Source organism: Vibrio chanodichtyis (assembly GCF_028863985.1).
GTDB lineage: Bacteria > Pseudomonadota > Gammaproteobacteria > Enterobacterales > Vibrionaceae > Vibrio > Vibrio chanodichtyis.
The window spans coordinates 176,433-200,346 of the sequence record NZ_JARBFT010000001.1; the positions used below are offsets into that span (position 1 = coordinate 176,433).

Consider the following 23,914-nt stretch of genomic DNA (forward strand, 5'->3'; position numbering starts at 1 on the left):
CCTCGGGATCAGTCAAAATTAGGTAGGTAATCTTTCGCTTGTGGGCGTGTTGTAATGATGTTTTGCGAGTACATGAACTCGGCATACTCGTCATAGCGTTTTAGATCAATCGCGGCTGGACGAAGTGCGAAACGGGTCAAGGTGTCATTCCAAGCACGTTGGTTGAGTGGGTTGTTGAGCGTGTCTGGTGAGTAAGCGACAAATGTGGCCCAAGAGGATTGCGGATGGTTGATGATGTACATGGTGGCTCGTTCAAGCGCTTTGTTGAAGGCGGTGATCGCTTGCTTGTCGTAAGTTTTGGCATTTGCGACAAACACCAGTTCATCATATGCCGGTACGCCATATTCTTCAGGGAAGAACGCTTTGGCTTGGTAACCTTCTAACGCGAGTTGGTTCATTTCGAAGTTACGCAGTCCACCCCAAATCGCATCCACTTTGCCTGAGGCTAAAGATGAAGAGAGCGCCCAGCCGACATTGATGATTTGCACCTCGGACAGCTTGATATTGTCTTGGGCCAGCATAGTGCCGATGGTCGCTTCTTCATTGCTTGCGATCGCAATCCCAATTTTCTTGCCTTTGAGATCGGCAAGGCTGTTATTTTTGCCGTTGTCGAGCACCATCATGGTATTGAGTGGTGTCGCGATCAGTGTCGCGGAGCGGATCAATGGCAGGCCCGCGGCCACGTCAATGATCAGGTTTGGCTGGTATGATATCGCCAGATCAATTTTACCTGCCGCGACCAGTTTAGGCGGCATACTGGGATCGGCTGGTTCTTGAATATTGACCTTCAAACCTTGCTCTTGGAAGTAACCAAGCTGCTGAGCCACAATGATCGGGCCGTGATTGGGGTTCACGAACCAATCTAACATCAACGTCAGCTCTTTTTGTGCCGCGAGGGTGTGAGTGGCGATAAGCGAAGCCAGCAGAGCCGTAGCGCGAATAAGTCTGTTTCTGTTCATAGAGGGGATCCTTTGCGTTATCTTGATTGGTTTTGCCAAGGTATGGCTTTTTTCAATAATCTGTCCGTGATGAAATAGAGTGCGATGGAGAGCACGGCAAGGATAAACAGCGCGGCAAACATCTCGTCGATCATCATCCGTGCGTTGGCTTGCAGCATCAGATAACCCAAGCCAGCACTGGATCCAACCCACTCTCCGACGACCGCACCGATAGGAGCGATCACCACCGCAACCCGAATGCCAGAGGCCAAGGTGGGTAGTGCCGCCGGTAATTGAATGTGCCACAGTAGTTGCCATTTCGAAGCGCCCATGGTTTTGGCCAGATCGAGGTATCCAGTTGGGGTATTGCGTAAACCGTCATAACAACAGGTGGTCACTGGAAAGAAGATGATGATCGCGGCCATCACCACTTTGGAGGCAATGCCATAGCCAAGCCACAGCATCAGAATGGGCGCGATGGCAAACACCGGAATGGCTTGGCTGGCGATCAGTATCGGCAGTAGCCAACGTTTTAGTGGTTCGTACAGCAACATTTGTAGCGCGAACAGCAATCCCATAGACAAACCGAGCCCTAGACCGAGCAAGATTTCCTGTGCGGTGACCCAAGTGTGTGCAAGTAACACGGGGTAGCGAGCGAGTAGCCGCTGTAACACATCCAGTGGTGCTGGCAAAATAAAGCTCGGTATATTGAAGGCCATGACCACCAGTTGCCACAGGCCTAAGATGACTGCGGTCGTGATCACTAGGCGTAGAATTGGATCGCTGACGGGCTGTGGTTGAGTGATCGATAGCGAGGCTGCGGGGTATTGAGTTATATCACGCATAATCTTGCTCCAACTGATCTAAGATCGCCTGTTGTAAAGTGGCGCAGGCACCATCAAACAAGCGAGGAGGGCGAGTGTCGGGCAGCGCTAGAGGCTTAGCTTGGGCGGGGGAGCCTTGCAGTACATACAACTGATCAGCCAGCCGCACCGCTTCTTGTGGATCATGAGTGATCAGCACCACCGTTTTATTTTTGAGTAGCGTGGCAGATAAGGTTTGCAACTTATGCCGCGTTACGGCATCGAGTGCCGAGAAAGGCTCATCCATCAAAACCAAAGGCTTGTTTTGCATCAGAGTGCGGGCCAGTGCTACGCGCTGCCGCATTCCTCCAGAAAGCTGGGCGGGTTTGGCATCGGCATAGTCCGCTAAGCCAACTTGCTCAAGCAAGTGAATCGCTGGTTGTTTTTCCGCTGCGGGATTGGAGTGCGAGCCAGAAAAGCGTGCACTTAAGCGAACGTTGTCCAGTACATTGAGCCACGGCAACAACAAATCCTGTTGTGCCATATAGGCGATCCGCTCGCGCAGGGGTAATCCGTCGCTGGTTGTTAACTGACCTTGCCAAACCACCTGCTGATCTAACAAGCCAGCCAGATAGCGTAACAGCGTAGTTTTTCCGCAGCCGCTGCGCCCCAATAACACCGTCCACTGACCAGCAGGAATGGTCATGCTCATTCTTGCTAATGTCGCCGTCTGGCTGTCTTGGTATCTCAGACTGGCATCACTAAGCTCAATCCCTATTGCTTTAACGCACATCCTGGTGCCCTGCAAAGAAGTGGTGTACCGGGCCGTGACCTTTACCCACCTGCAGCTCATCGGCATGAGCGATCGCTTGAGAGATGTATTGCTTAGCGAGATGAACCGCTTGGCTAAGGTGATGGCCTTGTGCAAGATAAGAAGCCATCGCCGCCGAAAGGGTACAGCCTGTACCATGAGTGTTGTTGGTGGGGTAACGTTGTGCCCTGATCAGTTCGGCACTATTTGGCGTGATCAGCAGATCATTACTATTTTGATCGTGCTCCAGATGGCCGCCTTTTAACAACACCGCTTTAGCGCCAAGCGCGCGAAGGTCATCCATCATCGCCTGCATTTCTGCTTCCGATTGCGGTACTGATTTTCCGGTTAGTGTCGCGCCTTCAACAAGATTGGGGGTGATGATGTCTGCAAGCGGGATGAGCCGTTGTTTCAATGTGCTGATCGCGGATTGCTCCAGTAAGAGATCACCGCTGGTGGCAACCATAACAGGGTCAATCACCAGATGTTTAGGTTGGTATTGTTGAATTTTATGCGCCACAACGTTGATGATATTGGCATCCGCCAGCATACCGATTTTTACCGCCACGATATTGAGATCGGTAAAGACAGCATCGAGTTGACTGGCTACATGTTCAAGCGGGATCGGAAAAATGGCTGACACGCCTTGGGTATTTTGTGAGGTGATGGCGGTAATCACCGAGCATGCAAAACTGCCCGTCGCCGAGATGGCTTTTATGTCGGCTTGAATGCCTGCCCCGCCACCACTGTCTGAGCCTGCGATGGTTAATACAATAGGAATGGCTGAGGATCGGGTCTGGTGAGAACAAAACGGTGATGGTGCTGTCATGGTCGCTCCTATAGCAAGACGTATAGGAACTGACTTTGCTGGCTGAGAGCGATCAGATTTCGGATCGGCTTTCCCCGCCGGAGAAATGAGGCATAAGGCAAAGTACTTATAGTTCCCTACGTCAGTACGAACTGAATCAGGTTCAACGGGTCTCGAATTTCGATCTCAGCCGACGTTTATCACGTGGCCCCCCGACTATTTGCCAAGGATAATAACAGGACGTTTAAGCAAGCGATACGTTTTTTGAGTGTTGATGTGAGTGGTAAGGATGATGAGTTGTAGTCAGTGTCAAATATAGTGCGGGATAAGATATGCCCAATGCTTCCGTTATTTATCCCCTTCCTACTTGAAGTTGCAGCGGTGTTGGCTATGTTCGCTCACCCCAATCACATAGTTTTCCTATGCGCATGGGGACTCACTCACTTGCCGTCTGCCTGCAACTCCAAGTTGTTTGGGTATAGCACGCCGCGAATTTTGCTTATATCCGCTTCACATTCTGCATGACATTTGCTTAGGAAAGTGAGAGCGCTTGAGTATGATGTTACACGCAACATTCCCCTATGTTTAATGTGGGAAATGATAATAAGTCGCTCAGATGGCGGAACAATGGCTTGATGTAAGGCCACTCGCTTGCTTTTGGCGCTACAAAATCTGCTGCAACACGCTGGCTGAAGGGGTAACGTATGATCCAAATTGTCATAGATGGTAAATATCGTATCGTTGAGGCAGGGCAAACCGTTCTGCAAGCGGCCAAAGTGTGTGGAGTTGAGATCCCGTCGCTGTGTGGTCTGAATCGCTCAGCAGAGAAAATTGCCTGTGATTTGTGTGTGGTTGAAGTGGAAAGTGGCGGTATTCGCCGCGCTTGTGAGCTTGAGGTTTACAATGGCCTCAGCGTAAAAACCCAATCTGCCGCCCTTTCGCTACAGCGTAAACAGGCACTTAACCGCATTATGCGTGACCACTATGCAGACTGTGAAGCGCCGTGCAAAACGGCGTGTCCTGCCGGTGTCGATATTCAAGCGTATCTTTATCATATCTCGCAAAACGACCATCAAAAAGCGATTGAAGTCATCAAACGCACCTTGCCGATGCCATTGTCGATTGGTCGCGTCTGCCCTGCATTTTGTGAAGCAGAATGTCGCCGATCGCTGGTGGATAATCCGCTGGCGATTCGCCAATTGAAGCGCCATGCTGCGGATGCCGACCTTGCCGCGCAACAGGCTTACACGCCAGAGAAAAAAGCCGACAAATCCAAGCGCATCGCGATTGTCGGTAGTGGCCCTAGCGGCTTAACCGCCGGTTATTACCTGACTAATGAAGGCTATCAAGTGGATGTATTTGAGGCGATGCCTCAAGCGGGCGGATGGCTGCGCTACGGCATTCCAGAATACAGGTTACCGAAAAGCATTCTTGATCAAGAGATCGCGTTGATGTGCCGTAACGGTATGGTGATTCATACCGATAAAAAACTTGGCCGAGACATCACGTTATCGCAATTAAGTCACGACTATGATGCGTTATGCCTAGCCATCGGAGCCTCACAAGCGGTAGCCATGCACTACCCAGGCAGTGATCTTGCCGGTTGTTATTTGGGGGTAGATTATCTAAAAGACTTTGTCACCGAGCAACGGTTTACCACGGGTAAGAAAGTTGCGGTGATCGGTGGCGGCAATACGGCGATTGATTGTGCACGCACCGCGGTACGCACTGGGGCTGACACCACTCTTATCTATCGTCGTACCCGCGCTGAAATGCCTGCTGCAGAGTATGAAATTGAAGAAGCTGAGCATGAAGGGGTGAAGTTTCTGTTCTTAACCAACCCGCTAGAAAATATCGCCGATCAGTACGGGCGAGTTAGCGCGGTCAAGTTGGAAAAAATGGCCCTTGGTGCTGCGGATGCCTCAGGGCGTCGCCGTCCTGAAGCGACGGGAGAATATTTCACGGAATCGTTTGATACTGTGATTGCCGCAGTTTCTCAGCAAGCAGATTTGAGTTTTATGCAAGGTGAAGCATTAACAATTCCACTCACGCGTTGGAATACGGCGGATGCCAACCCACAAACCATGCACACCGGAACCGGTAATATTTTCAGCATTGGCGATTTTCGTCGTGGGCCGGCAACCGCAGTAGAAGCGGTCGCTGATGGTCGTCTTGCTGCACAAGCGATAGATCGTTTCTTTGACGGTGATATGGACAACATTCCCGTGACGCCTTTTAACTCTCGCAAAGAGAAGAAGCTGCAGCAGGTTGATCCCTACCATTTTGCCCATATTCAAAAAGTGGCTCGCACAATAATGCCAGAGCTCACATCCGTACAGCGTGAACAGTGCTTTGCAGAGGTAGAGCTCGGTTTTGATCATACTCAAGCGATGGCCGAAGCGGCGCGTTGCTTAGAGTGTGGCTGCCAAGTCAATACATCGTGTAACTTGCGCGATTACGCGACAGAGTATGGTGCAACGCAACACTTTGACCATTCGGTGAATATTAACAGTGATGCTGAATGGCAAGAGCTCCGTCGCAGCGATCCGCGCCATAAATATGCTGTCGATCGCAGTTCACAGTTTATTGTGTTTGACGCCAACCGCTGTATTAGTTGTGGTCAATGCATTCAAGCCTGTCAAGAGCAGTCTGTGCAAGGCGTGCTGAGCTTTATGCAGCTTGAACATGGTCGTCCTGTGCTGCGCCCTGATTGCCGTCCGAATTTTGGTGGTCAAGGGGTGATGATGGCGATTCTCGTTGTGTGCAATGTGGTGCTTGTGTACAAGCATGCCCTGTTGGGGCGATGACCGATGCGCGTGATCGCTCACAAGGCCGCGTAACACCTTTGAAGAAAGTGACGACCATTTGTACTTACTGTGGTGTGGGGTGTAAGTTGACTATGCATGTCGACCAAGCGGCAAACCGAATTCGTTATGTTGAAGGAGCACACTCGCCAGTCAATCAAGGCATGTTGTGTGTGAAAGGCCGGTACGGTTTTGACTTTATCACCAGCAAAGAGCGCCTTACCACCCCATTGATCCGCAAAGATGGTGAGTTGCAACCGGCCAGTTGGCAACAAGCCATTACCTTGATTGCGGATAAATTCCGTACTATCAAACAAGATTTCGGTGGTCGCTCATTGGCTGGTTTCTCTTCGGCGAAAACCACCAATGAGGACAACTACGCTTTTCAAAAATTTATGCGTCGTGAGTTGGGGACCAATAACGTAGATCATTGTGCTAGGCTTTGCCACGCATCGACCGTTACCGGATTAGAAGCCTCGCTCGGTAGTGGGGCGATGACCAACGATATTCCCAGCATCAAACACTCAGATGTTATCTTTATCATTGGCTCTGATACCTCAGCGGCGCATCCGGTGATCGCCTCTCACATCAAACAAGCGGTTCGTCATCATGGTGCGCGTTTAATTGTGGCAGATCCGAAACGTATCGCGATGGCCGATCATGCCGAACTTTATTTGGCACATCGTCCGGGTACCGATGTAATGTTGATCAATGGTGTGATGCAGCAAATCATCAAAAATGGTTGGTACGATAGCGAGTATATTGAAGAGCGGGTTGATGGTTTTGATACCATGTTGCAATTGGTAATGTCGCCTGCTTATGCCTTAGATAAAGTCGAGCTGGTTACGGGCGTAAAAGCGGATGATATCTTTGCGATGGCGCGGATGATAGGCACCGCAAAGCGCACCGCCGTATATTACTCCATGGGTATCACGCAACATACTACCGGACATGATAACGTTCGCTCGATCGCCAATCTGCAACTACTGTGTGGCAATATCGGGATTGAAGGCGGAGGTATCAATCCATTACGTGGTCAGTCTAACGTGCAGGGCGCTTGTGATATGGGAGCGCTGCCTAATACTTACCCTGGTTATCAAAAAGTGTATAACCCCTTGGTGCGTGAAAAATTTGCCAGTGCATGGAATGCACCGCATCTCTCGGCGGAACCCGGTTTAACCCTGACCGAAATCATTGATGGCGCATGTCGCCGTGAAGTGCGCGCGTTGTATGTGATGGGTGAAAATCCGGTACTGAGCGATCCTAATCAGGCACATGTGATTGCAGGTTTACAAGCGCTGGATTTCTTAGTGGTGCAAGATATTTTTCTCACCGAAACCGCGCAATACGCGGATGTGGTGTTGCCCTCCTATTCGTTTGCTGAAAAATCCGGTCATTTCACCAATACTGAGCGTCGTGTTCAGCGTATTTATCCTGCGCTGAATCCACCGGGTGAAGCGAAAGAGGATTGGCGCATTATTCAAGACATTGCCAATGCGATGGGTAGTGATTGGCACTATCGTTCGGTAGCTGACATTACCAATGAAATCTCGCGGGTCACGCCACAATATGCTGGCCTCAATTGGGACAATATTCCCTATGATGGCGTACAGTGGCCGAGTAGTAAAAATAATCCTGCTGGAACACGCATCATGCATCAAACCCAATTTACACGTGGCAAAGGACAGATGGAGGCGATCCCATTTCGCTATGCCGCTGAACTGCCGGATCAAGAGTTTCCAATGGTGCTGACCACCGGGCGAGTGTTAGAGCAATTTCACACGGGTACCATGACACGTAAAACTCCAGGTTTAAACAAGCTTGCCGGTCCACGAGCGATGATCAGTGTGCAAGATGCGCAGACGCTTGGAATTGGCAACGGTGATATGCTCAAAGTTTCTACCCGTCGTGGTGAAATTGAAATCGCTGCCTTTGTCACCAAGCGAATGCAAGCTGGAGTGGTGTTTATTCCATTCCATTTTGTCGAATCGCCTGTCAATCGTCTGACCACTACGGCAACCGATCTTCATGCCAAGATCCCAGAGTTTAAAGTCGCTGCGGTGCGAGTGGAAAAGCTGTAGCCGTCATATAGCCTTCCCACTTGAAGCTGCAGCGGTGTTGGTTTCGTTCACCCCAATCACATAGTTTGCCTATGCGCATGGGGACTCACTCACTTGCCGCCTACCTGCAACTCGAAGTTGTTTGGGTATAGTTGTTTATTATCTGCGTTTCTCAACAGCAGCCTTCACTGGTTGTAAAAATCTCACGGCTTAGTGGCTGGTCATCTGATCACCGATTACATTCTTGCTACTCATCAACAATATGGCGTGCTCTACCGACGCCATCATTGACATTTTTTTCACATCATCATTGCGATACTTCTTGTGTTGTAGATATTTGGATGATGGGGCATTCACCAAATCGTATTGATTATTGGATGTTTTTACAATTAAGCGATGGATTTGAATTGATCGTCTAAATTTCTGCAACTGTATATCCCGATAATATCAAACTAGGACTAGGTTATTATTGATGAGAACAGTAACGCGATTCCCCTTACACCGTATTCCAATGACGATGACCACGCTAATTCTATGTTGTGCCGTCTATTTTGGGACAGTGATGAATTATCCCATATTAAAAACCATTTTTAAGTTAAGCGAGAATGTTTCTAATCCTCTATTTGCTTACACAGCACCCATATTACTGATTTGTGCTTTTATTATTCTATTTTCATTATTTGCTTGGCCGTATGTTTTTAAGCCATTTATGGCGTTTGTGGTGCTGACCTCGGCAGGGGTACTGTATGCCGCAATAAATTTTCAGGCCATGTTTGACTTGACGATGATGGAAAGTGTGTTTGAAACCAACTCATCAGAAATACGATTCTACTTGAACCCTACCACACTATTGTATCTGTTGGTGTTTGGTGGGTTGCCTTGCCTATTTTTGATCTTGGTTCGCATCACTCCCTACCGCAGTTGGCAACATGCGCTGACTGCTCGTTTAGGGATAGTGTTAATCGCCGTGGTGGGGATCGGTCTGATTGCTGAAATGTGCTACAAAGATTATGCCTCTGTGGGTCGAAATAATAGCTATCTGAATAAAATGATTATTCCAGCTCATATCTACAATGGGGCTAAATATTTAAAAAAGTCTTATTTTGAAACGCAACTTGCATACCAAGAGTTGGGCGGTGATGCGAAAGTTTTAGCTGTGGAAAATGGTAAACCAACCTTAATGGTTGTTGTGCTCGGTGAAACGGCGAGGGCGATGAATTTTGCCTATAATGGTTACCCACGTAATACCAATCCATATACCCAAGATATGGGCTTAATTTCATTTCAAGATGTTTCTGCATGTGGCACTTATACCGCTTTATCAGTGCCGTGTATGTTTTCTAATATGACGCGTCATAGCTATAATAAAGCTGCCGCTGCCGCACAGGATAATGTGTTGAATGTACTACAACACGCCGGAGTGGATATTTTGTGGATTGATAATGATGGTGGAGATAAAGGGGTTGCGAAGCAGTTACCTTATATCGCCATTGATGCCTCACTAAAAAATCAAGACTGTAACGGTTCTACCTGTTTTGATGTCGCGATGTTGAAAGATGCCCAAGAGTTTATCGACCAAGGTCACCATAATAAACTACTGGTATTACACACTATTGGTAGTCATGGTCCAACTTATTGGCAGCGTTATCCCGATGCGCAGGCTCCTTTCCAACCCGCCTGTAACCGTAGTGATATTGAAAACTGTAATGATCAACAAATTGTCAATGTTTACGACAATACATTGGTATACACCGATTATGTGTTAGCACTGGTGATCGATGAGCTGAAAAAGGTAGCAAATGACTATAACGTGATGATGACCTACATTTCTGACCACGGTGAATCACTGGGCGAGAGTGGGCTATATTTACACGGAACCCCTTATGCCATTGCTCCTAAACAACAGACTCAAGTGCCATGGCTGATGTGGATCCCAGAACCTTATGCGCAGCAAAAAGGCTTCAGTACTCAGTGTCTTAAGGAGAAAGCACATAAATATAGCTTGTCACATGATAATTTATTTCACAGCTTGCTTGGCCTATATGGCGTACAATCACAAGTGCAAAATCTTGAACTTGATATTACCCAAAATTGCCGATTAGCGTCATAAATTGATGAATAGAGAGCCGAGAATATGCAACAGGAAATTATTATTAAGCGGGTGGGTATGCAGCGGATCATGTATACCTTTGTACATAGTTTTAATGGGTTTAAATGGCTGTGTAAAAACGAAGCGGCCTTTCAGCAAGAATTGATGCTGTTTGTGCCGCTGACAATGTTTGCTTTTTGGCTGGATTTACCCGCCATGCATACCCTATTCGTGATGTTAGGAATGGTATTTGTTTTATTTGCGGAAATGGTCAACACTGCGATTGAAGCGGTGGTCGATCGGGTAGGGTTGGAATATCATGCGCTATCGGGTGTGGCGAAGAACATTGGCTCTGCAGTCGTATTACTGAGTATGATCTGTTCGCTGACGATTTGGTTTGTAGTGGTGTGGACAAATTATATTTAACCATCAACACTTTTTAATCATCAATATCGTTTTAAATACAATAGGGTTTGTGGTTGCATAAGGCTATCAGCAAATAATATGAAGAGAGTGCTTATCGTCGAAGATAATCGAGAAGTCGCCGGGATTTTATTTGATTATTTTTTAAGTGAAGAGGTCGAGCTTGATTATGCCGATAATGGAGAGTTAGGCCTCAAGTTGGCATTAGAGACTGCATTTGATGCGATTATTCTGGACCTTATGCTGCCACGTATGGATGGCTTGACCGTGTGTGAAAAGCTTAGATCCGCAGGAAATGAGACCCCGATACTGATGTTAACCGCACTTGATAGCCGCGAGGATATGTTAAATGGTTTCAACTACGGTGCGGATGATTATTTAACCAAACCGTTTGACCTTGAAATATTAGATGCTCGCTTGCAAGCGTTAATTAAACGCTACCGGCGCACGGTTACAGAAGCATCTTTACAATTTGGTAGTTTGCGCATTGATCAAAAAACTCGTCAAGCTTATCGTGATGGTATCCGGATTTTATTAAATCCCACAACTTATTCAATTTTAGAATTACTTTGCCAACGAGCTCCAGATATTGTCACCCGTGATGATATTACTAATATGCTTTGGCAAGATAATGAACCTAATAATGATATATTGCGCAGCCATATTTACCAATTACGTAGTCAATTAGATAAGCCTTTTGCTTCATCTATGCTGATCACTGTGCCAAAAATTGGTTTTCGGTTGGAGAAAGCAATATGAAAAGTATTGGTATGAAAAGTATTGGTTTTGCCAGTACCCGAACTCTAACTAATCAGTTGGCGATTTTTTTTACCATTGTCTCGCTTATCATGGGAGTGGTGAGCTATATAATTTTTTTTGCAGCGCTGCATTGGTCTGAAGATAAAGTTGGAGAGCGGCGCATTGAAATAGATAAAAATGAAGCTATTCAAAGATTTATTAATGGCGAGTCTGGTGAGATCACGATTGATATTCTTACTCATGCTTATGATGATATTCAGTTGATTCCGAAAAAATATCATAAATATTTTAAGGGCAGAGAGAGTTTTGTCGGTGAGGTAGGCTATGGCACCGAATCGGTTATGCTCTATTTCGGTTATTACTTAAAAGAGGGTGAGAAAAAGCCGGTTATATTAATTTCTGATATTAACCAAATTGAGTTTGCTGATTATGAAACTGTCTATGCCAGCCTGATTGTTATCACGAGTATTGCAGGATTGTTACTCATTTTTGCGATACTATTAAGGCGCTTGTCGCAACGTTTAATTAAACCGATTAATTATTTGATCAAACAATTAACTGAGCAAAGTGGTAATGCGGCTCACGTATTTGTGATCCCGAATGGCAGTGCCAGTGAATTTCAGATCTTAGCGGATCAACTTAATCAATATCGACATGATATTCATAGTTTATTAAAACGTGAGCAAGCATTCGCTCGTTATGCCAGCCATGAATTAAGAACGCCGCTGACAATTGTGAAAGGGGCAAGCCAGCTATTAGAACGTAATGTGCATAACGCTTTTCAGCAGCGGCAGATCGTACGTATCAATCAGGCCACATTGCAAATGACGGTGATGGTCGATGCTTTATTAGCGCTCGTACGTTACGAGCGGGTCGAAGAGGAAACCGTATTGCGCTCGGTTAGCCAAGCCGAACTGGCAACCATCATTGAGCACAATAGTGCTCAGGCCAAAGATAAAAACATTAGTGTGGAACTGATTTTTCACCAGATGCCACAGATCTACGCCTCACCTGCGGTGCTGAATATGGTGGTCGGTAACTTGCTCAGAAATGCGATTGCAGCCACCGATCATGGTGGGGTTAGGGTTGAGGTTGATGCGCTATCGTTCACCATTCGCGATAGTGGTCAAGGACTCAATCAAACTCCCAATCAAGATGGGCATGGTCTAGGTCTATTAATTGTTGAAGATCTGTGCCGTCGCTATGATTGGCAATTTTCCATACAAAATGCGCCAGACGGTGGCTGTGAGGCGATCATTATTTTTGGGTAAATTATTTTTAGGTAATAGTGCGTTGCTATCTTTAATGGAATTAGCGACAACCATGTGCCGCGATCAGTAATATCAGGTTTGATTAATCACATTACCGTATTGAAAAAGCCTATCCGTTTCGAACTGATAGGCTTGTTGTGATTGATAAACCATCGCCAATAGTGGGTGATGGTTTGCACCGGTGAGCGCTAAGGCTATTTAATCTCTTGCCACCACATGCTGAACGCTTGTTGGTCATTATCAATCTCGACCATCTCACCAATCATTGGTGTCATCAGCTTGAAAGGCTGGTTTAGGCTCGCGTTATAAACTCGTTGCAGCGGGTCATACCAAGTATGACGCGAAAGCTTAAACTTGCTGTTGTGCGAAGGTAACACAGCCTTGGTGCCCAAATCTTTTGCCGCTTGTACCGCTTGCTCTGGTGTCATGTGAATATAAGCCCAATCGTCGTTATATTGACCATTTTCCAGCACGGCAATATCAATATCACCGATTTGCTCGGCAATTTGCTTGAAGTGCGGGCTATAACCGGTATCGCCACTAAAATAGATCGTGTGTTTAGCGGTCACAATTGCAAATGATGCCCACAACGTTCGATTACGCTCTAGCATTCGCCCCGAAAAATGTTGCGCAGGTAACACATGAATGGTGATATCTTGCTGTTCAAACGTGGTGAACCAATCACCTTGGTAGATTTTATTGGCATCAAATCCCCACTGTACTAGGTATGATCCCACCCCAATTGGGGTAATAATCTGATCGATTTTGGCTCTCAGTGCATTCAGGGTTGGGTAATCTAAATGATCCCAGTGGTCATGAGTGATCAGTAAGTAGTCAATTTCAGGGATGTCCTCTGCACGATAGATATTTGATCCAGCAAAAGCTAAGTTGGTCATCGGCACTGGCGAGGCATTTTGACTAAATACTGGGTCAATAAGGAATTTCTTTCCCTCTAATTGCATATAGTAAGATGAATGCCCCATCCACACGATAATATTTTCACTCGGATCCAACTGATGTAAATTTGTTTTACGAGATGGAATGCTCTGTGTTGGAGTCGCCTCTTCATATTTAGCAAACACAAATTTATAGAGTTTAGATGCAAAGCTTTCCGAGCTAGTACTGACCGGACTCTCAATCGGATTGTTAAAATATCCGTTCGAATAATGGTCACTGTTAAGCTGTGGTTCAACTATCGGGTTGATCAACGCGGGTTGTTTCATATAGAAATAAACACTGGCTAATGCAATTGCCAGAATAATAAACAGAATTTTCACGTGTAAACCTTAGTTACCTTTAAATTTAAATAAATTTTTATTGATCTGAATTGGAAACTAACCTGCTAAATTGAGCTGTGTCAATATTTTTGATTTTCACATGCCAATAAAAACTCAATCTAACTGGTTATTTTCATGGCTTAAACCATGCTGATTTAATAATCATAAGATGACGGAATTAACGTATTAATATAATAATATGTTAAATATCCGCTTATTACTTGAAGCTGCAGCAGTGTTGGCTACGTTGCTTCACCCCAATCACATAGTTTGCCAATGCTCATGGGGACTCATTCACACTTGCCGTCTACCTGCAACTCCAAGTAGTTTGCGTATAGTTCATTCATGATTTTAATGGCGCTTCGACATCCGAGTAAATTTGTACCGCATCTGGTAATCGATTGCCCTTTATTTCAATTTTTGCAATCGAAGCAGGCTTTGTTGCGTAATTCGATGGAACTAAATCGGTTATGTTGCATAAGTCATGTTGATGTTTATGGGTTTTAATTTTGATTCTTGTTACGTAGCTGGTTGCGCTTGAGGTGTAGTTGACTAAATTGGTGACACAATTAAGCCTTGTAATTATAAAAAATCCTTAATAAATCTGACACTTAGCATTGTTACCGTACTGGCTTACATAACAATGAGAGGTATTAGCATTATGATTATCAAGAAAACGTTATTGTGTTTATCGATTGTGACTTTGATGTCCGGTTGTAATAATTCAAGTGACGATACTAAAAGTAGTGATACAAAAGTTAAAAATGTCATTCTAATGATTAACGATGGTGCAAGTTATGGCACTTGGGATATGGCGTCTTACTGGAGTGAAGGTAAACTAGCCAATGATTCTTCGGTTTATTCCGACATGAAATTACGCCTTGGTGTCTCAACATATCCATTAAACACATCGAGTACGCCCACACACAATGATGAATCACAGGTTAATTATGATAAAAGTCGAGCGTGGCAAACCTCTTTAAATGATGAGGTACAAGATAAAGACGGTTATGAGGCCTATATCAAAGGCTATCAATATCTAAGAGAAAACTATACAGATTCTGCGGCCTCTGGCACTGCATTTGCGACTGGTGTGAAAACTTACAATAACGCAGTAGGTCATGATAACTACGACCGGCCACTAACTAACATTACCCAGATTGCAAAGCAAAAAGGAATGTCTACAGGTGTTGTTTCCTCTGTTCAAATCTCTCATGCAACACCAGCCACCTTTTCCGCACACAACACTACTCGTCGTGATATGACCGGGATTTCTATTGATCAGTTAACTAACGGTTATGTCGATCTATTAATGGGTACAGGTCACCCAGAATGGGATGATGAGGGCAATAATATGCTTCTTCTTTCTCATGAAAACCCGCAAGAGTGTAACGCACATTGGGCATGTCAAAACCGATTCAATAATATTGATGAGGGTGCATGGGAATCTCTGCGTAAAGGTACCCTTTATCGTGATGGTATCGAAAAACCGAACCGCTTGATTTCAGATAAGGGAGAATTTGAATTACTCGCTTCTGGTAATATGGATCTAGACCTTGATGCGCCATTGGTTGGTATTCCTAAAGTTCGTAACACGCTACAAGCTTCACGTTCTACCGATATGGGGAAAGATCCTCGTTGGCCTAGTGGTGTGGCTCAATTGGAGAGTGTTCCAAGTTTAGAAACTATGACCAAAGGCGCACTTAATTATCTGGGAGCTAAAAATACGGGCTTCTTCCTAATGGTTGAGGGAGGGGCGACAGATTGGGCTGCTCATGATCACCAGCAGGGTCACCACAAGGTTAACTACCTGATTGAAGAGACTTATGACTTTAACCAATCAGTCGCAGCAGTAAAGGCTTGGGTTGAAGAAAATAGTAACTGGGAAGAGACTGTACTCATTGTTACCACTGACCATGGTAACGCGATGCCAATGAGTGTTCTTTCTGATCTACCAGATCATGCTTATGAAGTTCCAGAAAACTTTGGTGCTGGTAATTCAGCGATTGATGGCGTTAATGTCCGTTTCTGGTCTAACCAACATACTAATGAATTAGTGCGTTTGTGGGCCAAAGGGGACAAAGCAAGTCTATTAAATAATTTCATTATTGATCAAGATGAGGGCTTTTCTTTGCATACTAAGCACAACACTGATGGTTCGTACTTAGATAATACTGATGTATTTCGTGCGATTAAGGCGATGTTGGATTAATTTATGATCAAAACCATTAAGTTAGCTATTTGCCTATTATCCTTGTTACCTAACTATTGCTTGGCGCAATACTGTAAGGATGGGATAGGAGAGCAATTGGATCGCTACGTTGAAATCGAGCATGGCGTAATTCTGGATAAGCTGACTAATTTAGAGTGGATGAAATGCTCTATCGGTCTTTACGGTGATCATTGTGAACTTGGAATGATTGAAACTTTTCAAATTCACAAGGCTTTTGATAAAGTGGGGAAAATTAATTCAATGCTTGAGCGTAAATGGCGGCTTCCGACTATTAAAGAGTTGGCTTCCATACGTAAAGAGGGATGTGTTAAACCCGCAGTTGAACTCTCTGTATTCCCCAATACTCGTTCAGCTTGGTATTGGACAAGTACGGCAGACCGTAGCTATTACAGTTATGTCGACTTTTCTGTTGGGTATATTGGGGAGGAGGATATGTATCTTTCTAACCTTATACGGCTAGTGAGAAACCACGAGAAATAAAAAAGAGTATATGTGCTGAATATTATTTTGATCAGCCATAGAATGAAGCCTTAGCTGGTAGCAAAATCCGAGTGTTGTGAAACACTCGGATTTTTTATGTCGGCTAAGTTGTGCGGGGTTCTCTGTATAAAACAGAAGAGGCGCTGACGCCTCTTCTGTCGTTAACTGATGGATTTCAATATTTAAAGCGTGCAATCTGTCCGGAGAGCTCTTGGGTATAGCCCAAGATGTCTTCGGCGAGAGATTGTAAGTTTCCGTTAACCACCTGCATTTGGCTGGCGCTTGAATTTAAGCGGTGCATATCGTCGGTGACGGTTGAGCTGACATTGGATTGCTCTTCACACGCCGAGGCTACCGAATCGACCATAGTATTGATCGACGAAACGGAATGAATAATGCTGCTCAGTGCTTGTTGGATTTCAGCTGAGCTCTGTTGGGTGCGCTCAATCAGTTGCTTGGATTTTTGGGTAGCGTTGAAGGATGCTGAAGCTTCGGTTTGTAGACGTTGAATGATGGTTTCAATTTCGTTAGTGGAATCATGGGTTTTTGATGCCAATGCCCGCACCTCATCGGCAACCACTGCAAAACCACGTCCGCTTTCACCAGCTCGAGCTGCTTCAATCGCGGCGTTGAGCGCCAGTAAGTTGGTTTGCTCGGCAATCGCTTTGATCACCACAATCACTCGACCAATATCATCGCTGCTGACTTTTAATGAGTTGGCACAGTCTGCCGCACTCTCTAGGCTAGTCACTAATTCATCGATGTTGCTTGCGTTGACTTTAATTGTTTCACCACTGCGATGACTTAATTGCAGCGCATCATTAGATTGATGCAAGGTGTTTTCTGTGTGCGCAGCAATTTCTTTGGTGGCCAGATCAAATTGTTCAATTTTGCTTAGGCTTTCATGGGTGAGTAATGATTGCTGGCTAGTTTGTGCGTTCATTTTATCGCGTAATTGTGCAATCGCATGTCCGTTATGAGTGAGATGCTGGGTGGTGTTTGCGGTATCCACGATAATGCTTTGCACGGTTGCGACAAATTGGTTGAAAGCGGCGGCAAGTTCGGTGATTTCATCGTTGCCTTGCTCGGCAACACGCGAAGTCAGATCACCGCCACCAGCTGCGATGTCGTGCATATTGTCTGACATCTGTTTGATCGGATTGACGACTTTGCGATCTACTACTAGAGAAATTAATAGCAAGTTGACGACAAAAACCAACAATATGATTAATGAGGACATCGTCATAGTATCGGCTAATTTTTCGCGCATAGCCGCTTGGTTAAAGCCGATGGTGACTTTACCAACCGCTAAGTTATCCCACGTGATCGCAACATCGGAAGTGTTTTCCGCAGGGCGAACTTTTACTTCAGCTAATGGTTTACCGTTTTGATCGGCGACCAAGATAAAAGCGATGGAATTTTTTGCCGCGTAGGCATCGATGATATTTTGTACCAGAGGCTTATCGTATACATACACCGGCTCTTGTAAGATCACTTCAAGTTCTGCTGCCACTTCAAGCGCATTGTGTTTGGCTTCTCGTTCAGCGGCATTTTTAGTGATGATATATTGAGTCGGCAGCGTCACGGCAGCAACCATAACCATGATTGCCGAAATCATCAGGATCATTTTTTTAGTCAGTTTATTCATGGGGTTCAATCTCAGTTTGCAAGCGGGTCAAAAAAGTATTTCTGAGGTATGGTTTTGGCTTCTTCGGTCAAATATGGATTGTCCAGATCGATGATGGTGCGTTGATCTAATTTAGCCAGCGACAGCACCATATTCACTTCTCTATCGGCAAAGAACATCTGTTCGTAGGTACCATCGGCAAAAATTTCATCGATAATGGTAAATAAATGCTGCTGCAATTCCGTATTGCCTTTTTTAACGAATAGCATGTAAGGCATTCGATAACGCAGCATAATGTGGCTATCTATCGCCAGAGGCAATTGAGGGTGAGATTCCGCCTCGGCAAAAGGTTCCATCACGCCACGAGAGAAGAAATGGCAGCGATTTCCTGCCAGCATCATTTCAAATATGTTGGGGTATTTTAGTGATTTAGCGGTTTTTAAGCCGTTAGCATCAAGGATGAAAGTGTCAGGCCAGGTTTTTCCTGAACAAATGGTATATTGCTGAAGATCGGCTTTGTTGCGCACATGGGCCAGTAGTTGACGATCTTTTTGATGGATTAAACCGATGCGCATCCCAAGTAAGCCTCGATAAATCGGAAAGCGTATCGCAGTAAAACGTTGCTCCATTTCTGTACTGGTTGCTACCCACATAACATCGAGGGCCCCAGACTCAAGATCGGCCATGATGCGCGAAGCGGCTGGCTCACCATTTTGACGGTAAATAAATTCAAGACTGTCAAAGCGATCGGACCGTTTGATCACTTCTTTAATTAAGGTTAAGTGTAATTTGTCATCATCAGGCTTCCCCGCCACTTTTAACGGTTCAGCAAAAGTGCCTACCGAAAAAAGGCTAGATATCAGCACGCTTAAAGTAAAAATTTTGCTCATAACTCCCTCTATATTTTGAATAATTATCTGCGATAAAGAGTACGCCATAGTCCTATAGCATTATCGACTGAGTTCAAATATATCATATTGGGTTACTGTATTGAACGGCGTTCAGAATAAGGACTTGGATTAATGTGGGTTAATTCTTATTGTGGTATTGATTATTGTTATTTTTTTATATTTTGGAATTTGTCTGGGTGATGCTTTATTGGTGTTCAGATTAGTTACGACTTAATTATTTTATTATTTCTGCCGTTTTGTTGTGCAAAGTGTAATTAAATGTTTCAAGTGAATAAGGGGTGGCTAACGCTATTGTAATAGAAGCATGACATTACTATTAGTTTTTGTTTTATTTCTATGTTTTGGTATTGATGATTGTTATGCAGTATGGCTGTGATGGAATTATTTTATTGAACCGTGATCTCAGATGTTTTTTTGAGATTGCATTTTTGATTGATTTGATTGCGTGCTGTGCGATGGTTTGTATTTATCGAGTGATGTTTACATTTGCTTACATCCAGATGAAACAGAATGAAATTGTTTTCTTCTTATAATAGGAGAGAAAATTTGTTCAATTAAATAAGTCTGGTAACGATGAAAAAATCAACATTAACTTTAATGCCAACCATTCTTGCGTTAGCAGTAGGAATGGCGATGCCTGCAGCGCAGGCGGCAATCAACAGTAATGCTTCTATCGTTGGTTCTGAGAGCGAATGGTGGAACAACTACAAAATCACATTGACTAACAATGGCAATAATCCAGTCGAACTGCGTGATGCCAGTATTGTGTTTGATAGCAACCTCTCTTTAACGACACCTTCTTGGTCAGCTACCGGCATTTCATACCCAAGCATGAGCTTTAGCAGCACCGCGCAAGGTTCGGTATTTAATAACCGCTTAACCTTAGGCTTTGATCAAGGCAGTTGGGTTAATAGCCAACTGTTGCCAGGTGCGAGCATCGAGATGACTTTGGGCGTGAGCGGCGTTCTCGACCTAAGTCTGCTGCAAAGTACGATCACTGTGGAGACAGATGGTGAGGTTGAGCCAGGTCAACCTGAACTCTCTTTGGAGCTGGCTTCTCCAGTTCAAGGTGCTGAATTTATTGAAGGTCAAGTGGTTGCGATGCTGGCTAACGTAAGCGCTACCAATACCACGGTGAAAGCCGTAACTTTCTTGGTTGACGGTGAGCAAATTGCCGAGCTGACACAAGCACCATTCCAAGCTAGCTGGATTGCGGTGGGCGAGGGTGCACACTCGATCAAAGCGATCGTAGAAGACACTTCAGGTCTGCTTAAAGAGCAAGCGGTACGTATTACCGTAAAAGCCGAAGAAATTGATCCACCGGTTGAGCCAGAGCCAGAAGTGCCAGTTGCTCCACAGATTGAACTGACCAATCCACGTAACGGACAAACGGTATTTTTAGGCAAAGCCACCACGTTAGCGGCCAATGCGAGTGATGAAAATGGCGATCTGACGGCGGTTGAGTTTTTAGTCAATGGCAGTTTGATTGGTCGTGTTGCTCAAGCCCCATATCAACTGGCTTGGACTCCAGCAGCGCTGGGTCAATACACCATTGAAGCGATTGCTTATGATGCCGCTGGGCATCAAACGTCAACGCCAACCATCACAGTGAATGCCCAAGAGATGGGCACCGGTAACCTAAGCTGTGACATCAAACAAATTTATCGTGAAGATGGTACTGAATGTATGGGTGATGATCACCCACGCCGTATTATCGGTTACTACACCTCATGGCGTACTGGTAAAAATGGCCTGCCAGCTTATTTAGCCGGCGATTTACCGTGGGAAAAACTGACTCACATTAACTACGCGTTTGCCAGCATCAATCCTGCTGATTTCAGTATGCAAGTGGATGAGTCGGCAACCCAAATGACGTGGGATAATGTACCGGGTGCAGAGATGGATCCTGCTCTCCCATATCAAGGTCATTTCAATTTGCTGAGCAAATTCAAGCAGCAGTATCCTGATGTTAAAACACTGATTTCGGTTGGTGGCTGGGCAGAAACCGGTGGCTTCTATCCAATGACCACTGATCTGGCGTCTTGCTCCGTCAACATGGAAGGCATTAAGGCGTTCAGTCAGTCAGCGGTAGATTTCATCCGTAAATACGATTTTGATGGGGTGGATATTGACTATGAATACCCATCATCGATGAAAGATTCCGGTAACCCAATTGATTTCGAGCAGTCAAACAAGTGTCGTGGCCAACTGTGGGATAACTACATGGTAATGATGACTGAACTGCGTAAAGAACTGGATAAAGCCGGTGAAGAAGATGGTCGTCGTTACATGCTGACTATCGCGGCACCATCATCGGGTTACCTACTGCGCGGTATGCAAGATTTTGCGATGCAAGATGTGCTGGATTACGTCAACATCATGTCTTACGACCTGCACGGTACGTGGAACGAGTTCGTCGGCCCGCAAGCAGCGTTGTTTGATGATGGCAAAGATGCAGAGCTGGCCAAATGGGGTGTTTATAACACCGCTGAATATCAAGGTGTTGGTTATCTGAACCAAGCGTGGACACATCACTTCTTCCGTGGTGCATTCAAGCCAAGCCAAATCAACATGGGTATTCCTTACTACACTCGTGGCTGGCAAGGTGTGAGCGGCGGTGAAAAAGGGTTGTGGGGCCGTGCGGTTGAGCCAAACCAATCTACTTGCCCTGCGGGTACCAGCATTTGTGGCTGGGGCGCAGAAGGTACAGATAACATCTGGCATGATCTGGATGAGAATGGCAATGAAATCAAAGCCGGTGTCGTGCCAATGTGGCATGCGATGAACCTGATGCACGCTGATGCACTAGGCATTGATGGAATGCCAAGCTATGGTCCTGCGTGGGGCATGGATCCTACCAATCCAAAACACCTGATTGAAGGTAAGTATGAACGGGTATGGAGCCAAGATCTGCAAGCTGCATGGCTGTGGAACGACACCAAAAAAGTGTTCCTAAGCATTGAAGATAAAGACTCACTTAAGCCAAAACTGGACTACATCGTCGATAACGGTTTAGGCGGCATGATGATTTGGGAAATGGCTGGCGACTATTCGTATGATGCGGTGAAACGTGAATATGTGATTGGTTCAGACATGACCACTTATGCTCATGAAGTGTTTGCAGCAGCAGATCCGATGGATATTCGTCATAACGATCTGCCACAGCCTGACTCGGTGATTGATATCACAGTGTCGACCACCGATTGGCCAGAAGGCGATAGCAACTACCCAATCAACCCAACGGTAGTGTTTAAAAACCACTCAGACGTTGCCATCCCTGGTGGTTCTACGATTGAGTTCTTAATGCCAACCTCAACCGGTGACATCGTTAAAGATTGGAGTGGCGCAGGGCTTAAAGTGATCGAAAGTGGCCATACTGGCACTAACTTCTCAGTAAATGGTGAGAAGAAACTGTTCCACAAAGTAGCGGTAACGCTACGTGCCACGGAAACGATCCCAGCTGGCGGTGAATACAGTGTCGATATGGTGTACTACACGCCAGTTTCAGGTGTGGCTAACGGGGTACGCTTTATTGTTGGTAATGAAACAGTTGGCTTGAAGAAAGAGTTCCCAACTCTGCCAGCGTTTGCAGGTGCCACCGATGGCGGCAATGGTAGCGAAGGTGGTGCGAGTCAATCTTGTGCTGATGCTGGTATTAACCCAACGGGACTGAAAGTTTACCCTGAGTTTCCACGCGGCGATCACGCAGCCGGCGGTGATCAACTGATCCACAATGGTTCAGTATGGCAAGCCAACTGGTGGACCAACAGTACACCTTCTGCGGCAGATGGCTCATGGAAAGCGGTATGCAAAATCTAAGCTAAATTGAGTTTTTAGCTAAGCCCAACCTTCGAGTTGGGCTTTTTTGTCTGTGTATGATCAGCTTAGCGCGTGAGGTCTGCGATATCCTATAAAGGATCGCCATCACTTAGTAGACGAGTCATATTGCTGCAAGCATACAGATATGCTCAAATGATATTTATTTGGTGGTTATTATGAGTTTTTGTGTTGCCCCGCTCCGCGTAAAAAAAGGTAGAGTAGTTGGGTCAACTTAATTAGGAGAATATCTATGAAAGCACTTTATGTTTTACCTGTACTCGCCGCAGCGGTAACTTTTCCTGCGCTGAGTAGCTCAATGATGACCATCACCAGTCAAGATATCCAAGAAGGCAGCCGCATGGCGAATCATTTTGCCTTCAATGGTTTTGGTTGCAGCGGTGATAATTTGTCGCCACAACTGAGCTGGAATAATGCGCCGCAAGGTACCAAAAGTTTTGCGATCACCGCCTATGATCCAGATGCGCCTACTGGCAGTGGTTGGTGGCATTGGGTTGCATTAGATATTGCACCAAATCAACAAGCGGTGGCTCGTGGTGCCGCAAAGCAGCTTAAAGGGGTACGTGAACTGAACAACGATTACGGATTTAGCGGCTTTGGTGGTGCTTGTCCTCCACAAGGTCATGGTATGCATCGTTATCAATTTACCGTATGGGCACTTCCTTTCGAAAAAATGGAGATCCCGCAAGGCGCTTCGAATGCTTTAGTCGGTTTTATGCTGCGCGCTAATGCGCTCGGCCAAGCCACACTCACCGCAACTTATGTGAGCGAGTAATAAGGAGC

The 23,914-nt window shown here is 45.6% G+C and carries 15 protein-coding genes, 1 pseudogene and 1 riboswitch; of the genes and pseudogenes, 9 read left to right on the plus strand and 7 right to left on the minus strand.

The window, feature by feature from the left end; translation table 11 throughout:
- Nucleotides 1-8: 8 nt before the first annotated feature.
- From PUN32_RS00750 to thiD, 4 genes are read right to left on the minus strand one after another with little or no spacing between them, the layout of a single operon-like run.
- On the minus strand, nt 9-959 hold the full coding sequence (locus tag PUN32_RS00750) for an ABC transporter substrate-binding protein (protein WP_274721310.1): 951 nt from the start codon (nt 957-959) through the stop codon (nt 9-11).
- Between the two features lie 17 nt (nt 960-976).
- On the minus strand, nt 977-1,783 hold the full coding sequence (locus PUN32_RS00755; RefSeq protein WP_274721311.1) for an ABC transporter permease: 807 nt from the start codon (nt 1,781-1,783) through the stop codon (nt 977-979).
- Nucleotides 1,776-2,534, minus strand: coding sequence for an ABC transporter ATP-binding protein (locus PUN32_RS00760; protein ID WP_274721312.1), 759 nt, complete (start codon nt 2,532-2,534; stop codon nt 1,776-1,778). The genes PUN32_RS00755 and PUN32_RS00760 overlap by 8 nt, the downstream gene beginning before the upstream one ends.
- Entirely contained in the window at nt 2,524-3,381 is an 858-nt protein-coding gene (gene thiD, locus PUN32_RS00765) for a bifunctional hydroxymethylpyrimidine kinase/phosphomethylpyrimidine kinase (RefSeq protein WP_274721313.1), read from the minus strand. Before thiD ends, PUN32_RS00760 begins: the two co-directional genes overlap by 11 nt.
- 96 nt (nt 3,382-3,477) lie before the next feature.
- A riboswitch (TPP riboswitch) is annotated at nt 3,478-3,585 on the minus strand.
- A gap of 479 nt (nt 3,586-4,064) precedes the next feature.
- Between thiD and fdhF the strand changes: the two are divergent.
- From fdhF to PUN32_RS00790, 5 genes and pseudogenes are all read left to right on the plus strand, one after another.
- A pseudogene (fdhF, locus tag PUN32_RS00770) lies at nt 4,065-8,245 on the plus strand (formate dehydrogenase subunit alpha).
- A 496-nt stretch (nt 8,246-8,741) separates the two neighbouring features.
- Entirely contained in the window at nt 8,742-10,334 is a 1,593-nt protein-coding gene (locus PUN32_RS00775) for a phosphoethanolamine transferase (protein ID WP_274721549.1), read from the plus strand.
- A 24-nt stretch (nt 10,335-10,358) separates the two neighbouring features.
- Nucleotides 10,359-10,739: a diacylglycerol kinase gene (locus PUN32_RS00780; RefSeq protein ID WP_274721314.1), complete on the plus strand. Its 381-nt coding sequence runs from the start codon at nt 10,359-10,361 to the stop codon at nt 10,737-10,739.
- A gap of 78 nt (nt 10,740-10,817) precedes the next feature.
- Complete coding sequence (locus PUN32_RS00785; RefSeq protein WP_274721315.1) at nt 10,818-11,495, plus strand: response regulator transcription factor; 678 nt, start codon at nt 10,818-10,820, stop codon at nt 11,493-11,495.
- A gap of 11 nt (nt 11,496-11,506) precedes the next feature.
- The gene (locus PUN32_RS00790) at nt 11,507-12,766 is read left to right on the plus strand and encodes a sensor histidine kinase (RefSeq protein WP_406707935.1); all 1,260 of its coding nucleotides are present in this window, start codon (nt 11,507-11,509) and stop codon (nt 12,764-12,766) included.
- Nucleotides 12,767-12,960: 194 nt separating this feature from the next.
- Here PUN32_RS00790 and PUN32_RS00795 read toward each other — a convergent pair whose 3' ends face one another.
- Entirely contained in the window at nt 12,961-14,043 is a 1,083-nt protein-coding gene (locus PUN32_RS00795) for an MBL fold metallo-hydrolase (protein ID WP_274721317.1), read from the minus strand.
- Nucleotides 14,044-14,704: 661 nt separating this feature from the next.
- Between PUN32_RS00795 and PUN32_RS00800 the strand changes: the two genes are divergently transcribed.
- Together PUN32_RS00800 and PUN32_RS00805 are read left to right on the plus strand one after the other, a co-directional pair.
- Nucleotides 14,705-16,255: an alkaline phosphatase gene (locus tag PUN32_RS00800; RefSeq protein ID WP_274721318.1), complete on the plus strand. Its 1,551-nt coding sequence runs from the start codon at nt 14,705-14,707 to the stop codon at nt 16,253-16,255.
- Nucleotides 16,256-16,258: 3 nt separating this feature from the next.
- Complete coding sequence (locus tag PUN32_RS00805; RefSeq protein ID WP_274721319.1) at nt 16,259-16,756, plus strand: Lcl C-terminal domain-containing protein; 498 nt, start codon at nt 16,259-16,261, stop codon at nt 16,754-16,756.
- Between the two features lie 175 nt (nt 16,757-16,931).
- On the opposite strand, the gene PUN32_RS00810 is transcribed toward PUN32_RS00805, so the two are convergent.
- Both PUN32_RS00810 and PUN32_RS00815 read right to left on the minus strand, forming a co-directional pair.
- Nucleotides 16,932-18,404, minus strand: coding sequence for a methyl-accepting chemotaxis protein (locus tag PUN32_RS00810; protein ID WP_274721320.1), 1,473 nt, complete (start codon nt 18,402-18,404; stop codon nt 16,932-16,934).
- An 11-nt stretch (nt 18,405-18,415) separates the two neighbouring features.
- Nucleotides 18,416-19,273, minus strand: coding sequence for an ABC transporter substrate-binding protein (locus PUN32_RS00815; RefSeq protein ID WP_274721321.1), 858 nt, complete (start codon nt 19,271-19,273; stop codon nt 18,416-18,418).
- Nucleotides 19,274-19,891: 618 nt separating this feature from the next.
- Between PUN32_RS00815 and PUN32_RS00820 the strand changes: the two genes are divergently transcribed.
- Nucleotides 19,892-23,113: a glycosyl hydrolase family 18 protein gene (locus PUN32_RS00820; RefSeq protein ID WP_274721550.1), complete on the plus strand. Its 3,222-nt coding sequence runs from the start codon at nt 19,892-19,894 to the stop codon at nt 23,111-23,113.
- Between the two features lie 250 nt (nt 23,114-23,363).
- Nucleotides 23,364-23,906: a YbhB/YbcL family Raf kinase inhibitor-like protein gene (locus PUN32_RS00825; protein WP_274721322.1), complete on the plus strand. Its 543-nt coding sequence runs from the start codon at nt 23,364-23,366 to the stop codon at nt 23,904-23,906.
- The last annotated feature ends 8 nt before the right edge of the window (nt 23,907-23,914 follow it).

Coding starts and splice junctions, on each gene's coding strand:
- PUN32_RS00750 (WP_274721310.1), bottom strand. CDS start 959: ATGAACAGAAACAGACTTATTCGCGCTACGGCTCTGCTGGCTTCGCTT.
- PUN32_RS00755 (WP_274721311.1), bottom strand. CDS start 1,783: ATGCGTGATATAACTCAATACCCCGCAGCCTCGCTATCGATCACTCAA.
- PUN32_RS00760 (WP_274721312.1), bottom strand. CDS start 2,534: ATGTGCGTTAAAGCAATAGGGATTGAGCTTAGTGATGCCAGTCTGAGA.
- thiD (WP_274721313.1), bottom strand. CDS start 3,381: ATGACAGCACCATCACCGTTTTGTTCTCACCAGACCCGATCCTCAGCC.
- PUN32_RS00775 (WP_274721549.1), top strand. CDS start 8,742: ATGACCACGCTAATTCTATGTTGTGCCGTCTATTTTGGGACAGTGATG.
- PUN32_RS00780 (WP_274721314.1), top strand. CDS start 10,359: ATGCAACAGGAAATTATTATTAAGCGGGTGGGTATGCAGCGGATCATG.
- PUN32_RS00785 (WP_274721315.1), top strand. CDS start 10,818: ATGAAGAGAGTGCTTATCGTCGAAGATAATCGAGAAGTCGCCGGGATT.
- PUN32_RS00790 (WP_406707935.1), top strand. CDS start 11,507: ATGAAAAGTATTGGTTTTGCCAGTACCCGAACTCTAACTAATCAGTTG.
- PUN32_RS00800 (WP_274721318.1), top strand. CDS start 14,705: ATGATTATCAAGAAAACGTTATTGTGTTTATCGATTGTGACTTTGATG.
- PUN32_RS00805 (WP_274721319.1), top strand. CDS start 16,259: ATGATCAAAACCATTAAGTTAGCTATTTGCCTATTATCCTTGTTACCT.
- PUN32_RS00810 (WP_274721320.1), bottom strand. CDS start 18,404: ATGAATAAACTGACTAAAAAAATGATCCTGATGATTTCGGCAATCATG.
- PUN32_RS00815 (WP_274721321.1), bottom strand. CDS start 19,273: ATGAGCAAAATTTTTACTTTAAGCGTGCTGATATCTAGCCTTTTTTCG.
- PUN32_RS00820 (WP_274721550.1), top strand. CDS start 19,892: ATGCCAACCATTCTTGCGTTAGCAGTAGGAATGGCGATGCCTGCAGCG.
- PUN32_RS00825 (WP_274721322.1), top strand. CDS start 23,364: ATGAAAGCACTTTATGTTTTACCTGTACTCGCCGCAGCGGTAACTTTT.